Source organism: Streptomyces sp. NPDC046931, assembly GCF_040644655.1.
In the GTDB taxonomy this organism is placed as follows: domain Bacteria; phylum Actinomycetota; class Actinomycetes; order Streptomycetales; family Streptomycetaceae; genus Streptomyces.
In genome coordinates this window covers 306214-318866 of the sequence record NZ_JBEYWX010000004.1, presented here as the reverse complement: position 1 = coordinate 318866, position 12653 = coordinate 306214, and the positions used below count along the sequence as shown (strand labels likewise).

General features: G+C 72.9%; 11 protein-coding genes and 1 pseudogene. 6 read left to right on the top strand and 6 right to left on the bottom strand.

Annotated features, from left to right (window positions below; translation table 11 throughout):
* The first annotated feature begins 21 nt into the window (after nt 1–21).
* Both ABZ876_RS11175 and ABZ876_RS11170 read left to right on the top strand, forming a co-directional pair.
* Nucleotides 22–1071, top strand: a complete 1050-nt coding sequence (locus ABZ876_RS11175; protein WP_361778135.1) for a Zn-dependent alcohol dehydrogenase — start codon at nt 22–24, stop codon at nt 1069–1071.
* 66 nt (nt 1072–1137) lie between these two features.
* A pseudogene (locus ABZ876_RS11170) lies at nt 1138–2280 on the top strand (MFS transporter); the annotation flags it as partial.
* Between the two features lie 18 nt (nt 2281–2298).
* Here the strand turns inward: ABZ876_RS11170 and ABZ876_RS11165 are convergent.
* On the bottom strand, nt 2299–3360 hold the full coding sequence (locus ABZ876_RS11165; RefSeq protein ID WP_361777780.1) for a helix-turn-helix domain-containing protein: 1062 nt from the start codon (nt 3358–3360) through the stop codon (nt 2299–2301).
* A 71-nt stretch (nt 3361–3431) separates the two neighbouring features.
* On the opposite strand from ABZ876_RS11165, the gene ABZ876_RS11160 reads away from it, so the two are divergent.
* Nucleotides 3432–4736: an MFS transporter gene (locus tag ABZ876_RS11160; protein ID WP_361777777.1), complete on the top strand. Its 1305-nt coding sequence runs from the start codon at nt 3432–3434 to the stop codon at nt 4734–4736.
* Between the two features lie 89 nt (nt 4737–4825).
* On the opposite strand, the gene ABZ876_RS11155 is transcribed toward ABZ876_RS11160, so the two are convergent.
* The 4 genes from ABZ876_RS11155 to ABZ876_RS11140 all read right to left on the bottom strand — a co-directional run bounded on the left by ABZ876_RS11155 (nt 4826) and on the right by ABZ876_RS11140 (nt 10008).
* Nucleotides 4826–5434 carry a flavin reductase family protein gene (locus ABZ876_RS11155; RefSeq protein WP_361777774.1) on the bottom strand — a complete coding sequence of 203 codons (609 nt, stop codon included), beginning with the start codon at nt 5432–5434 and terminating at the stop codon, nt 4826–4828.
* 53 nt (nt 5435–5487) lie between these two features.
* Nucleotides 5488–6303, bottom strand: coding sequence for an enoyl-CoA hydratase-related protein (locus ABZ876_RS11150; protein ID WP_361777771.1), 816 nt, complete (start codon nt 6301–6303; stop codon nt 5488–5490).
* 91 nt (nt 6304–6394) lie between these two features.
* A complete protein-coding gene (locus ABZ876_RS11145) occupies nt 6395–8620 on the bottom strand; it encodes an acetate--CoA ligase family protein (protein ID WP_361777769.1) in 2226 nt (741 codons plus the stop codon).
* Nucleotides 8621–8808: 188 nt separating this feature from the next.
* A complete protein-coding gene (locus tag ABZ876_RS11140) occupies nt 8809–10008 on the bottom strand; it encodes an NAD(P)/FAD-dependent oxidoreductase (protein WP_361777767.1) in 1200 nt (399 codons plus the stop codon).
* 396 nt (nt 10009–10404) lie between these two features.
* Here ABZ876_RS11140 and ABZ876_RS11135 point away from each other — a divergent pair, with 396 nt between their 5' ends.
* The 3 genes from ABZ876_RS11135 to ABZ876_RS11125 are packed head-to-tail and all read left to right on the top strand — an operon-like array spanning nt 10405 to nt 11934.
* Nucleotides 10405–10857, top strand: coding sequence for a DoxX family protein (locus ABZ876_RS11135; protein WP_361777764.1), 453 nt, complete (start codon nt 10405–10407; stop codon nt 10855–10857).
* The gene (locus ABZ876_RS11130) at nt 10854–11249 is read left to right on the top strand and encodes a Zn-ribbon domain-containing OB-fold protein (RefSeq protein ID WP_361777761.1); all 396 of its coding nucleotides are present in this window, start codon (nt 10854–10856) and stop codon (nt 11247–11249) included. Before ABZ876_RS11135 ends, ABZ876_RS11130 begins: the two co-directional genes overlap by 4 nt.
* Before the next feature lie 31 nt (nt 11250–11280).
* Nucleotides 11281–11934, top strand: a complete 654-nt coding sequence (locus ABZ876_RS11125; protein ID WP_361777758.1) for a GNAT family N-acetyltransferase — start codon at nt 11281–11283, stop codon at nt 11932–11934.
* Between the two features lie 10 nt (nt 11935–11944).
* On the opposite strand, the gene ABZ876_RS11120 is transcribed toward ABZ876_RS11125, so the two are convergent.
* On the bottom strand, nt 11945–12601 hold the full coding sequence (locus ABZ876_RS11120; protein ID WP_361777755.1) for a pyridoxal 5'-phosphate synthase: 657 nt from the start codon (nt 12599–12601) through the stop codon (nt 11945–11947).
* Nucleotides 12602–12653: the final 52 nt, after the last annotated feature.

The window sequence follows — 12653 nt, the reverse complement described above, 5'->3', positions numbered from 1 at the left end:
GGAGTTGCGATGCCAGGCGCGATACGAGGCGTGATCTACGACGGCGCACAGCCGCGGGTCGTGGACGACCTGGAGGTACGGGGCCCGGGCCCGGGCGAGGTGCGGGTGGCGATCGCCGCGGCGGGACTGTGCCACAGCGATCTGTCCGTGGTGGACGGGACCATACCCTTCCCGGTGCCCGTGGTGCTCGGCCATGAGGGCGCGGGGGTGGTGGAGGCGGTGGGCGACGGTGTCACCCACGTCCGGCCCGGGGACCATGTGGCGCTGTCCACCCTGGCGAACTGCGGGGCGTGCGCGGACTGCGACCGGGGCCGGCCGACGATGTGCAGGGAGGCGATCGGCCGGCCCGGACGGCCGTTCACCCGGGGCGGCCGGCCGGTGTACCAGTTCGCGTCGAACTCCGCGTTCGCGGAACGCACCGTGGTGAAGGCCGTCCAGGCGGTGCGCCTCCCCGAGGACATCCCGATGCCCTCGGCGGCGCTGATCGGGTGCGGTGTCCTGACCGGGGTGGGCGCCGTACTCAACCGGGCACGGGTGGACCAGGGCGACACCGTCCTCGTCATCGGCGCGGGCGGGATCGGTCTCAACGTCCTTCAGGGCGCCCGGATCGCGGGCGCGTCACGGATCGTGGCCGTGGACGCCAACCCGGAGAAGGAGGCGGTGGCACGGCATTTCGGTGCGACGGACTTCCTGACCTCGACCGACCGGGTGAGGGACGTTCTGCCGACCGGAGCCGACCACGCGTTCGAGTGTGTGGGCCGGGTGGAGCTGATCCGCGCGGCGATCGACTCCCTGGACCGCCATGGGCAGGCGGTCCTGCTGGGGGTGCCGCCCGCGACGGCGGAGGCGGCCTTCCGGGTGTCGTCGATGTACCTGGACAAGTCCATCCTGGGCTGCCGCTACGGCTCCTCCCGCCCCCAGCGGGACATCGCGCTCTACGCCCGGCTGTACCGCGAGGGCCGCCTGCTGCTGGACGAGCTGGTGACGGCGACATACCCGGTCGAGGACTACGAGAAGGCCGCCGCGGACGCGCACGAGGGGCGGGTGGCGAGGGCGGTGCTGACCTTCTGAGACCGTTGTCCACAGGGCCGGAAATTCCGTGGGCCGCTGTCGGTGCCCTCCCCTACCTTCGGACGCATGCCATACCGAGACGTGGCCTCCGGGCCGGTCCTGACCTGGGCCGTGGTGGCGATCGGCGCCCGCATGCCGGTCGCCATGGCCCCGCTCGCCCTGGTCTTCCTCGCCCGTGACCGCCCCGGCGGCTACACCCTGGGCGCGACCCTGGCCGCGGTCTACGTCATCGGTGAGATCCTCGGCGCCCCCGTTCTCGGCATGCGGATGCGTTCTGACCGGGCCCGCCCCCACCTGGCCGTGGGCCTCGCGGCCGGAGCGACCGGTTTCGCGGGCCTCGGCACGTTCCCGGCCGCCCACCCCGCGGTCCTCGGGGCGTTCGCGTTCCTGGCCGGCGGCGCCCCGGCCGCGGTCCCCGGCGGACTGCGGTCCCTGCTCACCGGGCTCGTTCCCCGGCGGGCGGCCGCCCAGGCCCTGTCCGTCGAGTCCCTGCTGACGTCCGGGATCTGGGCCGTCTCCCCGGCCGCCGTCACCGGTCTCGCCCTCGGCGTGGCATCCCGGGTTCCGCTGCTGCTGGCGGCTGCCCTCATGGCCGCGTCCGTCCCCGGTCTGTTGCTGCTGCCGCCCGGATGGGAGGCGGACCCCGTGGGCGGCGACGGCGGATCGGTGTCCCGGCTTCTCGTCCGCGCCTGGCCGGTGTATGTCACGGCGGCCGCCGGCCTGTCCCTGCTCTCGCTCGCCGAACTCGTGCTGCCCGCTCTCCTGGAACAGCGCGGAGCGCCCGTCGGCTGGTCGGGACCGCTGCTGACCGGGCTCTCCGTGGGCTCGGGGATCGGCGCGTTCGTGTACGGGCTGCGCTCGTGGCCGGGCGCACTGCGCACCCGGAGCGTGGTGCTGCTGTGCGGGCTCTCCCTGTGCCTGGCGTTCGCCGCGCTGATACCGGTCACGGCCTTGGTCGCCGGGGCGCTGGTCGTCGCGGGGATGCTCCAGGGGGGCGCGATGGTCACCCGCAATCTGGCGCTGCGCGAGGTCCTCCCGGCCGGTGCCCTGGCCGCGGGCTACTCGGTGATGTACGCGGCGGTGGGCGTCGGCTACGCGGCCACCGGCTCCCTCGCGGGCGCGCTGCTCCGCTTCGCCGCGCCGTCGACGGCGATCCTGGCGGGCATCGCCCTGACCCTCATGCTCACGGCGGCCGGCGCATGGGGCGAGGGCGTCCGTCGTCCGGCCTCACTCCCGGTCGGCGGAGGCGACGGCGCGGTCCTGGCCGCCGGCGCCGGCGGTACGGCCGCCGACCGGGTCCGCGGCACCGGTGCGGAACGTCCGCCGGTAGACGGTGGGCGTGACCCCGAGTGCCGCCTGTAGGTGCTGCCGCATCGACTGGGCCGTGCCGAAGCCGGCATCCCGCGCCACCTGGTCGATCGTCAGGTCCGTGGACTCCAGCAGGTGGCGGGCCCGTTCGACGCGCTGCCGGGTGAGCCACTGGCCGGGGCTGACGCCGACCTCCTCGCGGAAGCGGCGCGTGAAGGTGCGTACGGACATGGACTCCTGCTCCGCCATGTCGCGCAGCTGGATGGGCTGGTGGAGACGGCCGAGGGCCCAGGCGCGGGCGGTGGTCGTGGTGGCCAGCTGAGGGTCCGGCACGGGGCGGTGGATGTACTGGGCCTGGCCGCCGTCGCGATGCGGGGGTACCACCGTTCGGCGAGCCACCTCGTTGGCGATCGCGGTGCCGTGGTCGCGGCGCACCATGTGCAGGCACAGGTCGATCCCGGCCGCCACCCCGGCGGAGGTCAGGATGTCGCCGTCGTCGATGAACAGGACGTCCGCATCGACCCGGACCTGCGGAAACGTCCGCTGGAAGTGCTCGGCGTCGGCCCAGTGCGTGGTGGCGGGCCGCCCGTCGAGGAGGCCGGCGGCCGCGAGGACGTAGCTGCCCGTGCAGATGGAGGCGAGCCGGGTGCCGGACCGGATGTGCGCGAGCGCGGCGGCCAGTTCGTCGGTGAGGACGCCCCGCTCGAAGACCGGACCCAGCTCGTACGACGCGGGCACGATGACGGTGTCGGCGGTGGCCAGCACCTCAGGGCCGTGCGCCACCTGGACGACGAAGTCGGCCTCGGTCTCCACCGGCCCGGGTGGCCGGACCGAACAGGTGACGACTTCGTACAGATGCCGTCCCTCGGCGTCCTTCGGGCGCCCGAAGATCCGGTGCGGAATGCCCAGCTCGAAGGGGAGCAGCCCGTCCAGGGCGAGGACGACGACGCGGTGCGGCCGGAACGCTGGCTCACGGGTCATGGCCCGATCCTAATGAAGGATGTCTTCCGGGCCACTCGATCGGAGGGATCCCGGCCAGAATCCTCTAGGACGTGACCCAGACAACGGAAGCCGCAGCCGTAGAGGAACCCCGGACCGACAAGACGCCGCACGGCATCCACCGGGCGTGGTTCGTCGCCGCCGTCACCTTTGTGGTGATCATCGGCGCCGCCGCCTTCCGTTCACTGCCTGGCTTGCTGATCGACCCGCTGCATCAGGAGTTCGGCTGGTCACGGGGCACGATCGGCGCGGCGGTGTCCGTCAACCTGGCGCTGTACGGGCTCACCGCGCCCTTCGCGGCCGCCCTGATGGACCGCTTCGGCATCCGCCGTGTCGTCGCCGTGGCCCTCGCGGTCATCGCGCTCGGCTCGGGCGCGACCGTGTGGATGACCGCCGCCTGGCAGCTTCTGCTCTGCTGGGGTCTGCTCGTCGGCCTGGGCACGGGGGCGATGGCGCTCGCGTTCGCGGCGACGGTCACGAACCGCTGGTTCACCACGCGCCGCGGACTGGTGAGCGGCATACTCACCGCCGCGTCGGCCTCCGGGCAGCTGATCTTCCTGCCCGTGCTGTCCTGGACGGTCGAGCGGCACGGCTGGCGCCCGGCCGCGGTGACGGTGGCCCTCGCCGCCCTCGCGGTCGTCCCCTTCGTATGGCTGCTGCTGCGGGACCACCCGGCGGACGTGGGCCAGAAGCCCTACGGAGCAGGGGAGTTCGTGCCGCGCCCGGAACCCGTGCGCGGCGCCGCCCGCCGGGCCGTCACCGTGCTGCTCTCGGCGGTGCGCACGGGCCCGTTCTGGCTGCTGGCCGGAACCTTTGCGATCTGCGGCGCCTCCACCAACGGCCTGATCCAGACCCACTTCGTGCCGGCGGCCCACGACCACGGCATGCCGATCACGGCGGCCGCCTCGCTGCTCGCCGTCATCGGGGTCTTCGACGTGGCGGGCACCATCGCCTCGGGCTGGTTCACGGACCGCTTCGAACCGCGCCGGCTGCTCGCCGTGTACTACGCCCTGCGCGGCGTCTCGCTGCTCTTCCTGCCCATGCTGCTGGCCCCCGGCGTCCACCCGCCGATGATCTTCTTCATCGTCTTCTACGGCCTGGACTGGGTCGCCACCGTCCCGCCCACCCTGGCCCTGTGCCGGGAGCAGTACGGCGAGGACAGCGCCATCGTCTTCGGCTGGGTCCTGGCCTCGCACCAGGTCGGCGCCGCCCTCGTCGCGTTCCTCGGCGGTGTCGCGCGGGACACGTTCGGCTCCTATGACGTGGTCTGGTACGCATCGGGCGCCCTGTGCGCGGCGGCCGCCCTGATGGCGCTGGTGATCCGCCGCCGGCCGACGGGCGTGCCGGCGCGCGCGTGACGGTCGCCCGGGGCGACGGGGCGACGGGGCGACGGGGGATGGGGTGACAGGGCACAGCGCTCAGGGCCATCAGGCACAGCCCAACAGCACTACAGGAACCGGCCCTTGTGGAACAGCAGCGGAGCGTCCGTGCTGCCCTCGCCGGTTCCCAGGGCCTCCACCCGGCCCACCACGATCAGATGGTCCCCGCCCGTGTGCACGGCGTGGATCGCGCAGTCGATCCACGCCGTGGCGCCGGCAAGGCGCGGCGAGCCGGAGAACGGCGCGGGCTCATGGTCCACGCCGGCGAACTTGTCCCCGCCGCTCACCGCGAAGCCGCGGCACAGCTCGCCCTGGTCCGCGCCCAGCACGTTGACGCAGAAGACGCCCGCGCGGGCGATCCGCGGCCAGGTCCGCGACGTCCGGCCGACGAGGAAGACGACCAGCGGAGGGTCGAGGGAGAGGGACGAGAAGGACTGGCAGGCGAACCCGGCGGGCCCGGTCCCGCCGTCCGCGTCGGGCGCGGTGATCACGGTGACCCCGGTCGCGAAATGCCCGAGGACGCGCCGGAACTCCCCCGGGTCGGCCGGCGCGCGTTCGTCGTCGCCGACGGCCCGCAGCTCGGGCCTCGGCAGCGCCTCGACAGGCTCCGCGACCGTGGGAGCCCCGACCGACCTGAGGTAGCGGACGGCGGTGGCCGCCATCCCTGCGTGTCCCATCACGGCACTCATTGAAGCTGACGAAATGTCAGAAGTGAACCCCTCGACAGCCCTCAACGGCCCCGGTAGCGCGGGTCCCGGCGCTCGACGAAGCTCGCGACGCCCTCGTTCGCGTCCGCTGTCGTCATGTTGATCTCCTGGGCCGCCGCCTCGGCGGCGAAGGCGGTGGCCCGGTCGCCGTCCAGGGAGGCGTTGACCAGCTGCTTGGTGAGTGCGAGGGCGCGGGTCGGCCCGGCGGCCAGCCGCTCCGCCCAGGTGCGGGCGGCCTCCTCCAGACCCTCCGCCGGCACCACCCGGTTGACCAGGCCCAGACGCTCCGCGTCCTGCGCGGTCAGCGCGTCGCCGAAGAACATCAGTTCCTTGGCGCGCTGCGGGCCGACCAGCCGGGGCAGCAGATAGGCGCCGCCGCCGTCCGGCACCAGCCCACGCCGCACGAAGACCTCGGTGAACCGGGCAGACGCGGCGGCCAGTACGAGGTCGCAGGCGAGGGCGAGATGTGCGCCGAGGCCGGCGGCGGTGCCGTTCACGGCGGCGATCACCGGTTTCTCGCAGTCGAGGACCGCGGCGATCAGACGCTGGGCGCCCCGGCGGATGGTCCGGGCGACGTCGCCGGGGATCCGCTCACCGGCCGCCGGGCCGCCGCGCAGGTCCGCGCCCGCGCAGAAGCCGCGGCCCGCACCGGTGAGGACCACGGCGCGCACGGCCGGGTCGGCGGACGCGTCGAGAAGGCTTTGGATCAGGTGTTCCCGCAGGGCAGGGTTGATGGCGTTGAGGGATGCGGGACGGTTGAGGGTGAGCCAGCAGACGCGACTGTCAGTGGTGTGCCGTATCAATGACTCGACGGGATCTTCGGGGGAGGACACCATCATGTTCCGTTTCGTCGTTCTTCTGGCGGGTCGGCCGGCGGGCCGGCTTGCGGGCCGGTTGGCGGGCTGGTTGACGGGTCGGCTGGTCCGGGACTCAGCGGCACACCGCCAGCGCGTCCAGGGCGACGGCTCCCTGCCCTCTGGGCAGCACCATGAGCGGATTGATGTCCAGTTCCGCGATCTCGTCCCCGAGCTCCAGGGCCATGCGCTGGACGCGGAGCACGACCTCGACGAGCGCGTCCACATCGGCCGGGGGACGCCCGCGCACGCCGTCCAGCAGGGGCCGCCCGCGCAGTTCGAGGAGCATGGCCCGCGCCTGCTCCTCGCCGAACGGCGGGACACGCACGGCCGCGTCCCGCAGCACCTCGACGAGCACACCGCCGAGCCCGACCGTGACCGTGGGCCCGAAGAGCCGGTCGTGACCGATGCCGACGACCATCTCGACACCACGCTCCACCATCTGGCACACGAGCACGCCGTCGAGCGCGATCCCCTCGTAGCGCGCGATGTCCGTCAGCTCCCGGTAGGCGTCCCGGACCTGGCTGGCGGAAGTGAGCCCGATCTTCACCAGGCCGAGTTCGGTCTTGTGGGCGATCCGCGCGCCGGACGCCTTCATCACCACCGGGTAGCCGACGAGCCCCGCCGCGCGCACGGCGGCCGCCGCGCTGGTCACCAGCTGCTCGCGCGGCACGCGGATGCCGTAGGCCCGCAGCAGCTGCTTCGCCGCGTGCTCGCTCAGCTGCTCTCCGGGCCGCATCAGGGCTCTCGCCTTGCGGAAGGACGGCGAGGGGGTGCGGGGGGCCTCGTCGAAGGGGGAGCGGTAGCCATCGGCGAAGCGGTGGTGGTCCAGGTGGGCACGGACGGCCGTGAGGCAGTTCGTGACGGTGCGGAAGGTGGCCACTCGCGAGGACCCGAGCAGCGTCTCTCGATAGGCGGCCTCGGTGCCGACCGGCGACCCCCACACCACGCACACCAGCTTGTCCGTGTGCTCCGCCGCGTCCACGAGGTCCTGTACGAGCTTGTCGCTCAGCGGGGGGAAGGGCCCGGTGACGGGGCAGATGAGCACCCCGACCTCCGGGTCGTCCAGGATCGAGTCGATGATCTTGCGTCCGCGCCAGTCGCCCACCGGGTGACCGCCGTTGTCGACGGGGTTGGCCACGCTCAGGTACGGGGGTATCCACTGGTGCAGCTCGGCCTGCCTGGCCTCGGAAAGCAGCGGCAGGCGCAGCCCCGCCTCGGCCGCGAGATCCGCGACGTGCGCGCCCGTGCCGCCCGAGATCGAATACACGACGACACCGTCCGCGCGCGGGGCGCGGGCCCGGGCCAGCAGGGTGGCGGTGTCCTGGAGTTCGTCCAGCCCGTCGACCCGGATGATCCCGAACTGCCGCATCGCCGCGTCGACCACGTCGTCCGCGCCGGTGAGCTTGCCGGTGTGTGAGGTGGCGGTGCGGGCGCCGGTCTCGGTGCGGCCGACCTTGATCGCGACGACCGGCACCCCGCGCCGGGCGGCCCGGTCGGCGGCCAGGAGGAAGGAGCGGCCGTCCTTCAGCCCCTCGATGTAGCAGGCGATCGCACCGACCTCGGGCCGCTCGGCGAAGTAGGAGATGAAGTCGGCGGTCTCCAGGTCGGCCTCGTTGCCGGTCGGGGCCCAGTGGGAGAGCCGTACGCCCAGCTCCTGGAGCGCGAAGACGGGCCGCCCCTGGTGGCCGGACTGGGTGATGAGCGCAATGGCCGGCCCGTCGAGGTCGTCCCGGAACCGCTCGAAGGCGTTGAGGTTGGTGTTGGGGCCGAGCAGCCGGATCCCGGACCGTTCCACGGCCGCGGCGAGCCGGGCCTGGGCGGCCGCGCCCGGCTCACCGGTCTCGGCGAACCCGGAGGCGAAGGAGACGGCGAACTTCACCTTGGCGGTGGTGAGTTCCTCGATGACCGGAAGAGGGTCGGAGACGAGCAGGACGGCGAGATCGATCTGTTCGGGCAGGTCGGAGACGGAGGCAGCGCACGGAAGGCCGAAGACGGACGGGCGTGTGGGGTGCACGGGGTAGAGCCGGGCGCCCATGCGTTCGGCCCAGGACAGCAGCTGCCGGGTGATCCCGGTGCTGGGCCGTCCCTCGGTGTCGGAGGCCCCGACGACGGCGACGGACTCGGGCCGGAAGAACCGGTCCAGATCGGGGACGCCGGCGTACAGCGGCCGTCCGCTGACGTCGAGTTCCCCGGCGCCGGCCGGCCTGCCGTGCACCACGGGCGAGGTCCGCTCCTCGCAGGCGACGACCCGGGCCCTGCGGGAGTCGGTGGTCAGGCTGCCATGGGTTGATCCAAGCATCGCTCCGCCCGCTCCTGTGAGACCGCTCCAAAAACTGACGCATCGTCAGGTTACTGAACTGATGTCGTGTCAGGAACGCTCGTGCAGACAAAGACTGCCCGCGGGCGGCGGCGGGCAACCACGCCGCCGTGACGACGGAAGCCCCTGGGAGTGCGGCCAGAGGGCCGGGCTGGGGGGTCGCGGCCGGGTCAGTGGGCGGTGCGGGTCCGCTCCACGCTGCGGGCCACCGCCTTCGCTATCCTCTCCGCGTCGCGGGCCAGTTCGCGGAGCATGCCGCTGATCGGATTGGTGAATCCCGTGAAGTGGAGGCCGGGTGCGGTGTCCGCGGTGCGGGCGCCGTGCGCGACCGGCCTGCCGTGGACGTCCAGGACATCGAGGTGGCCGACCAGCCCCTCCAGCGCACGGACGTACCCGGTGGCGGCGATCACCGCCTCCGGCTCGGTCCGGCTGCCGTCGGCGTGGACGACCTTGCCGTCCTCGAAACTCTCGACGGCCGCCACGATCTCGACCCGCCCCTTGCGCACGGCCTCGATCAGCCCGACATCCTGCACCGGGATGGCGCCTTCGTTGACCCGGCTGTACAGCCCCGTGCCGGGCCGGGGCAGCCCGTACGCCGACAGGTCGGGCACGCTCAGCTTCGCCATCGGCCCGGCCAGCCGGTCGACGAGACGCACCGGCAGCCGGCGGACGAGCACCCCCGTGTACTGGGCGGCCCACCCCGCGGTGGAACGGCGCACGATGTGGGGTGGCGTCCGTACCGACAGCCGCACCCGGGAGGCCCCGCCCTCCACCAGGTCGACGGCGATCTCGGCGCCGGTGTTGCCGACGCCCACGACGAGGACGTCACGCCCGGCGAAGGGCCCCGCGCTGCGGTAGTCGCCGGCGTGCAGGAACTCGCCGGTATAGGTGTCGAGACCCGGCCAGTCGGGCAGGCGCGGGGTGTGGTTGTAGCCGGTGGCGACGACGACCGCGCTGCCGGTCAGCCGGCGGCCGCCGGTGGCGTGCAGCAGCCAGCCGGTGCCGTCCGGAGCGGGCTCGACGCGTGAGACCTCGACGCCGGTGACGATCTCCAGTTGGTGGTGCTCGGCGTACTTCTCCAGGTAGCGCACCATGTCGTCGCGCGCCACCCAGCGTCCGAAGGACCTCGGCATCGGCAGCCCGGGCAGGGCCGAGAGGCGCCGGGTGGTGTGCAGATGCAGCCGGTCGTAGTGGCGCCGCCAGGACGCCCCGACGCGGTCGGACCTCTCCAGTACGACGGCGCGTACGCCCCGGGCGCGCAGCGCGCAGGCCGCGGCCAGACCGCCCGGTCCGCCGCCGATGACGTAGACCGGTCGGTCCTCGTGGACCGGCACCACGGAGTGCGGCGGAACAGCAGTCGAGTCGGCCATGAGCGGGAGCGTAATCCCGCTGGTGGTTGATGGGTCTCGGTCAAGACCGGAATCGATTGCGAATTGATCACGGCTGTAGGAGGACCGGATGGGTCCGGTGACGTAGACGGACCGATTGTGGCGGGCCGGTGGCCGGTTCACGGGTCGTGTGGGAGGGGCGCGTGGCCGGAGGACGGGGTCGGAGTGCGGGGCCGGGGTGTGGGGCCGAGGCCCGGAGGTGGGAATCGTGCCCGGGGTGCGGGGCCGAGGCCCGGAGGTGGGAATCCTGCCCGGGTGCGTCGCATCCGCATGCGTCGCATCCGCGTACCTCGTGTCCGCACGCGTCTTGCATGGTCGGTCCCCCTGCGCTGAACTGACGTACCGTCAGGAAGCTCTGGGTGGGAGGGCGGGCGTCTCATGGACACGATCTGGCTCACCGGCGCGGAATGGTTCGCCGTGCTCCGCATCGGGCTCGGACTGTGGTGGCTGGAGAGCTGGCGGCACAAGGACAAGAAGGCGTGGTTCGAGCAGGGCAGCGGGATCGCCTGGGCCGCGGACATCGCGGCCAGGCACCGGTGGGCGGCGGTACGCAAAGGCTTCGACGCGGTGGTGGCGCCCCGGCCGCGGACGATGGCGTACGTGGTCGCCTACGCCGAACTGGCCCTCGGACTCGGCCTGATCGCGGGCTTTCTGACCCCGGTCGCCCTGGCCGGCGGGCTGCTCCTCAACCTCCTCTACTTCACGCTCATGATCCATGACTGGGCCGAGCAGGGCCAGAACTCGATGATGGCGCTGATCTCGCTGGTCGGGTTGTTCGGGATGGCATGGCAGACCTGGTCGGTCGACAGCGCGCTGGGGCTGTTCCGGTGAGCGGGCGCTTCGACGTCCCCGAGGCGGACGCCTTCACACGGGCCTACTGGGACGCGGCAGCCGAGGGGAGGCTGCTGATCCGTCGCTGCTCGGCATGCGGACGCGCCCACCACTACCCGCGGGAGTTCTGCCCGCACTGCTGGAGCGAGGACGTGACCTGGGAGCGGGCGAGCGGGCGCGCCACGCTCCACACCTGGTCCGTCGTCCATCGCAACGATCTGCCGCCCTTCCGGGAGCGCACACCGTACGTCGCCGCCGTGGTCGAGCTCGCGGAGGGGCCCCGGATGATGACCGAGGTGGTGGAGTGCGGGGAGTCCGGACTGCGGGTCGGGATGGAGCTGGAGGCGGCCTTCAGGGAGGGCGTGCCGGTGTTCCGGCCGCCGGGCCGCTGATCACGGTGCACGCAGTTGGTTGAATGGCCCGATGGCCGACATACACCCGAAGACCCCCATCCCGTCCCCCCTCACCTCGACCTCCCTCCCCTCGTCCCCCATCCCCGAACAACAGGGCCACGGACTGCGGCTGACCGGCTGGGATCCGGAGTCCGAGGAGCAGCTGGACGCATGGTTCCGGGGGCTGACGGACCCGGACTTCGGGCGGTGGAACACACCGCTGAAGATCGTGCGGGACCGGGCCGACGCGCGCGAGTCGCTGCGATCGAAGGCGGCGGGTGCGGCGGAGGGGAGGAACGCCTCGTTCCGGATCACGGACGCGGCGAGCGGTACGACGCTGGGGCACATCGGCGTCAACGACATCGACCATGTCCTGAGTGTCGCCCGCGTCGGCTACTGGGTGCTGCCCGAGGCCCGCGGCGGCGGCGTCGCCACCCGCGCCCTGGCCGTCGCCGCCCGCTGGGCCCTGACCGACCTGGGTCTCCACCGCCTGGAACTGGGCCACGCCCTGGGCCACGAGGCGTCCTGCCGTATCGCGGAACGCTGTGGCTTCCGGTACGAGGGAACGTTGCGCGGCGCCATGTTCGAGCAGGGCCGGCAGGACGCCTTCCGGGACGTGCACCTGCATGCGCGCATTGCGAGCGACCCGGAGCCCGAGCTCGATCCCGGACCGGGGCTCTCCTGACCGCGCGCCGTCAGGGCCACAGCAGCTGCCTGGCCCACCCCTCGCGCTCACGGCGGTAAACCAGCCGTACGTGCCGGCGTCCTGCGTCCCCCTGGAAGAACTCCACCTCGTCCGGACGGAGCCGGAAGAGCGTCCAGGACGGGACCGGAGTGTCCGGCTCCCGCTGTGCCCGCTCCCACGCCTCTTCCGACGCCCGCGCCAACTCCTCGGGCGAACCGAGCAATTCGCTCTGGCGGCCCGTGAGCGCCGCCGCCAGCGCGCCCGTCGAGCGCGCGTGCAGATCCGCCTGTCCCTCCTCGGAGGGCGCGGCCGTGACCGGCCCGCGCACCCGGACCTGGCGGCCCTGGACGGGCCAGTAGAAACCCAGGGCGGCATACGGGCGCACCGCCAGCTGCCGCCCCTTGCGACTGCCCGCGTGCGTCGCGAACGCCCAGCCCTGCGCATCCGCTCCGTGCAGCATCACCGTGCGGACGTCGGGTGTGCCGTCGGCGTCCGCCGTCGCCAGCGACATCGTGTGCGGCTCGGTCTGGCCCGCTGCCACCGCCTCCGCGAACCACTCCGTGAACAGCGTCAGCGGGTCAGCGGGCGCGGTCGCCGGATCGAAGGAGGGCAGCTCGACGTCCCAGACCCGGAGGGACCTGAGCAGCTCATGAAGATCCGTTCCCATGTCCCGAGTATGCCTCCCGGGCCTGGCGGTCCCGGAGGGGCCGCGCTCGGGG

Bases quoted from the DNA above. Each gene is read 5' to 3' on its own strand.
- ABZ876_RS11165 (WP_361777780.1), bottom strand. From the start codon at position 3,360: ATGACCCGTGAGCCAGCGTTCCGGCCGCACCGCGTCGTCGTCCTCGCC.
- ABZ876_RS11155 (WP_361777774.1), bottom strand. From the start codon at position 5,434: ATGGGACACGCAGGGATGGCGGCCACCGCCGTCCGCTACCTCAGGTCG.
- ABZ876_RS11150 (WP_361777771.1), bottom strand. From the start codon at position 6,303: ATGATGGTGTCCTCCCCCGAAGATCCCGTCGAGTCATTGATACGGCAC.
- ABZ876_RS11145 (WP_361777769.1), bottom strand. From the start codon at position 8,620: ATGCTTGGATCAACCCATGGCAGCCTGACCACCGACTCCCGCAGGGCC.
- ABZ876_RS11140 (WP_361777767.1), bottom strand. From the start codon at position 10,008: ATGGCCGACTCGACTGCTGTTCCGCCGCACTCCGTGGTGCCGGTCCAC.
- ABZ876_RS11135 (WP_361777764.1), top strand. From the start codon at position 10,405: ATGGACACGATCTGGCTCACCGGCGCGGAATGGTTCGCCGTGCTCCGC.
- ABZ876_RS11125 (WP_361777758.1), top strand. From the start codon at position 11,281: ATGGCCGACATACACCCGAAGACCCCCATCCCGTCCCCCCTCACCTCG.
- ABZ876_RS11120 (WP_361777755.1), bottom strand. From the start codon at position 12,601: ATGGGAACGGATCTTCATGAGCTGCTCAGGTCCCTCCGGGTCTGGGAC.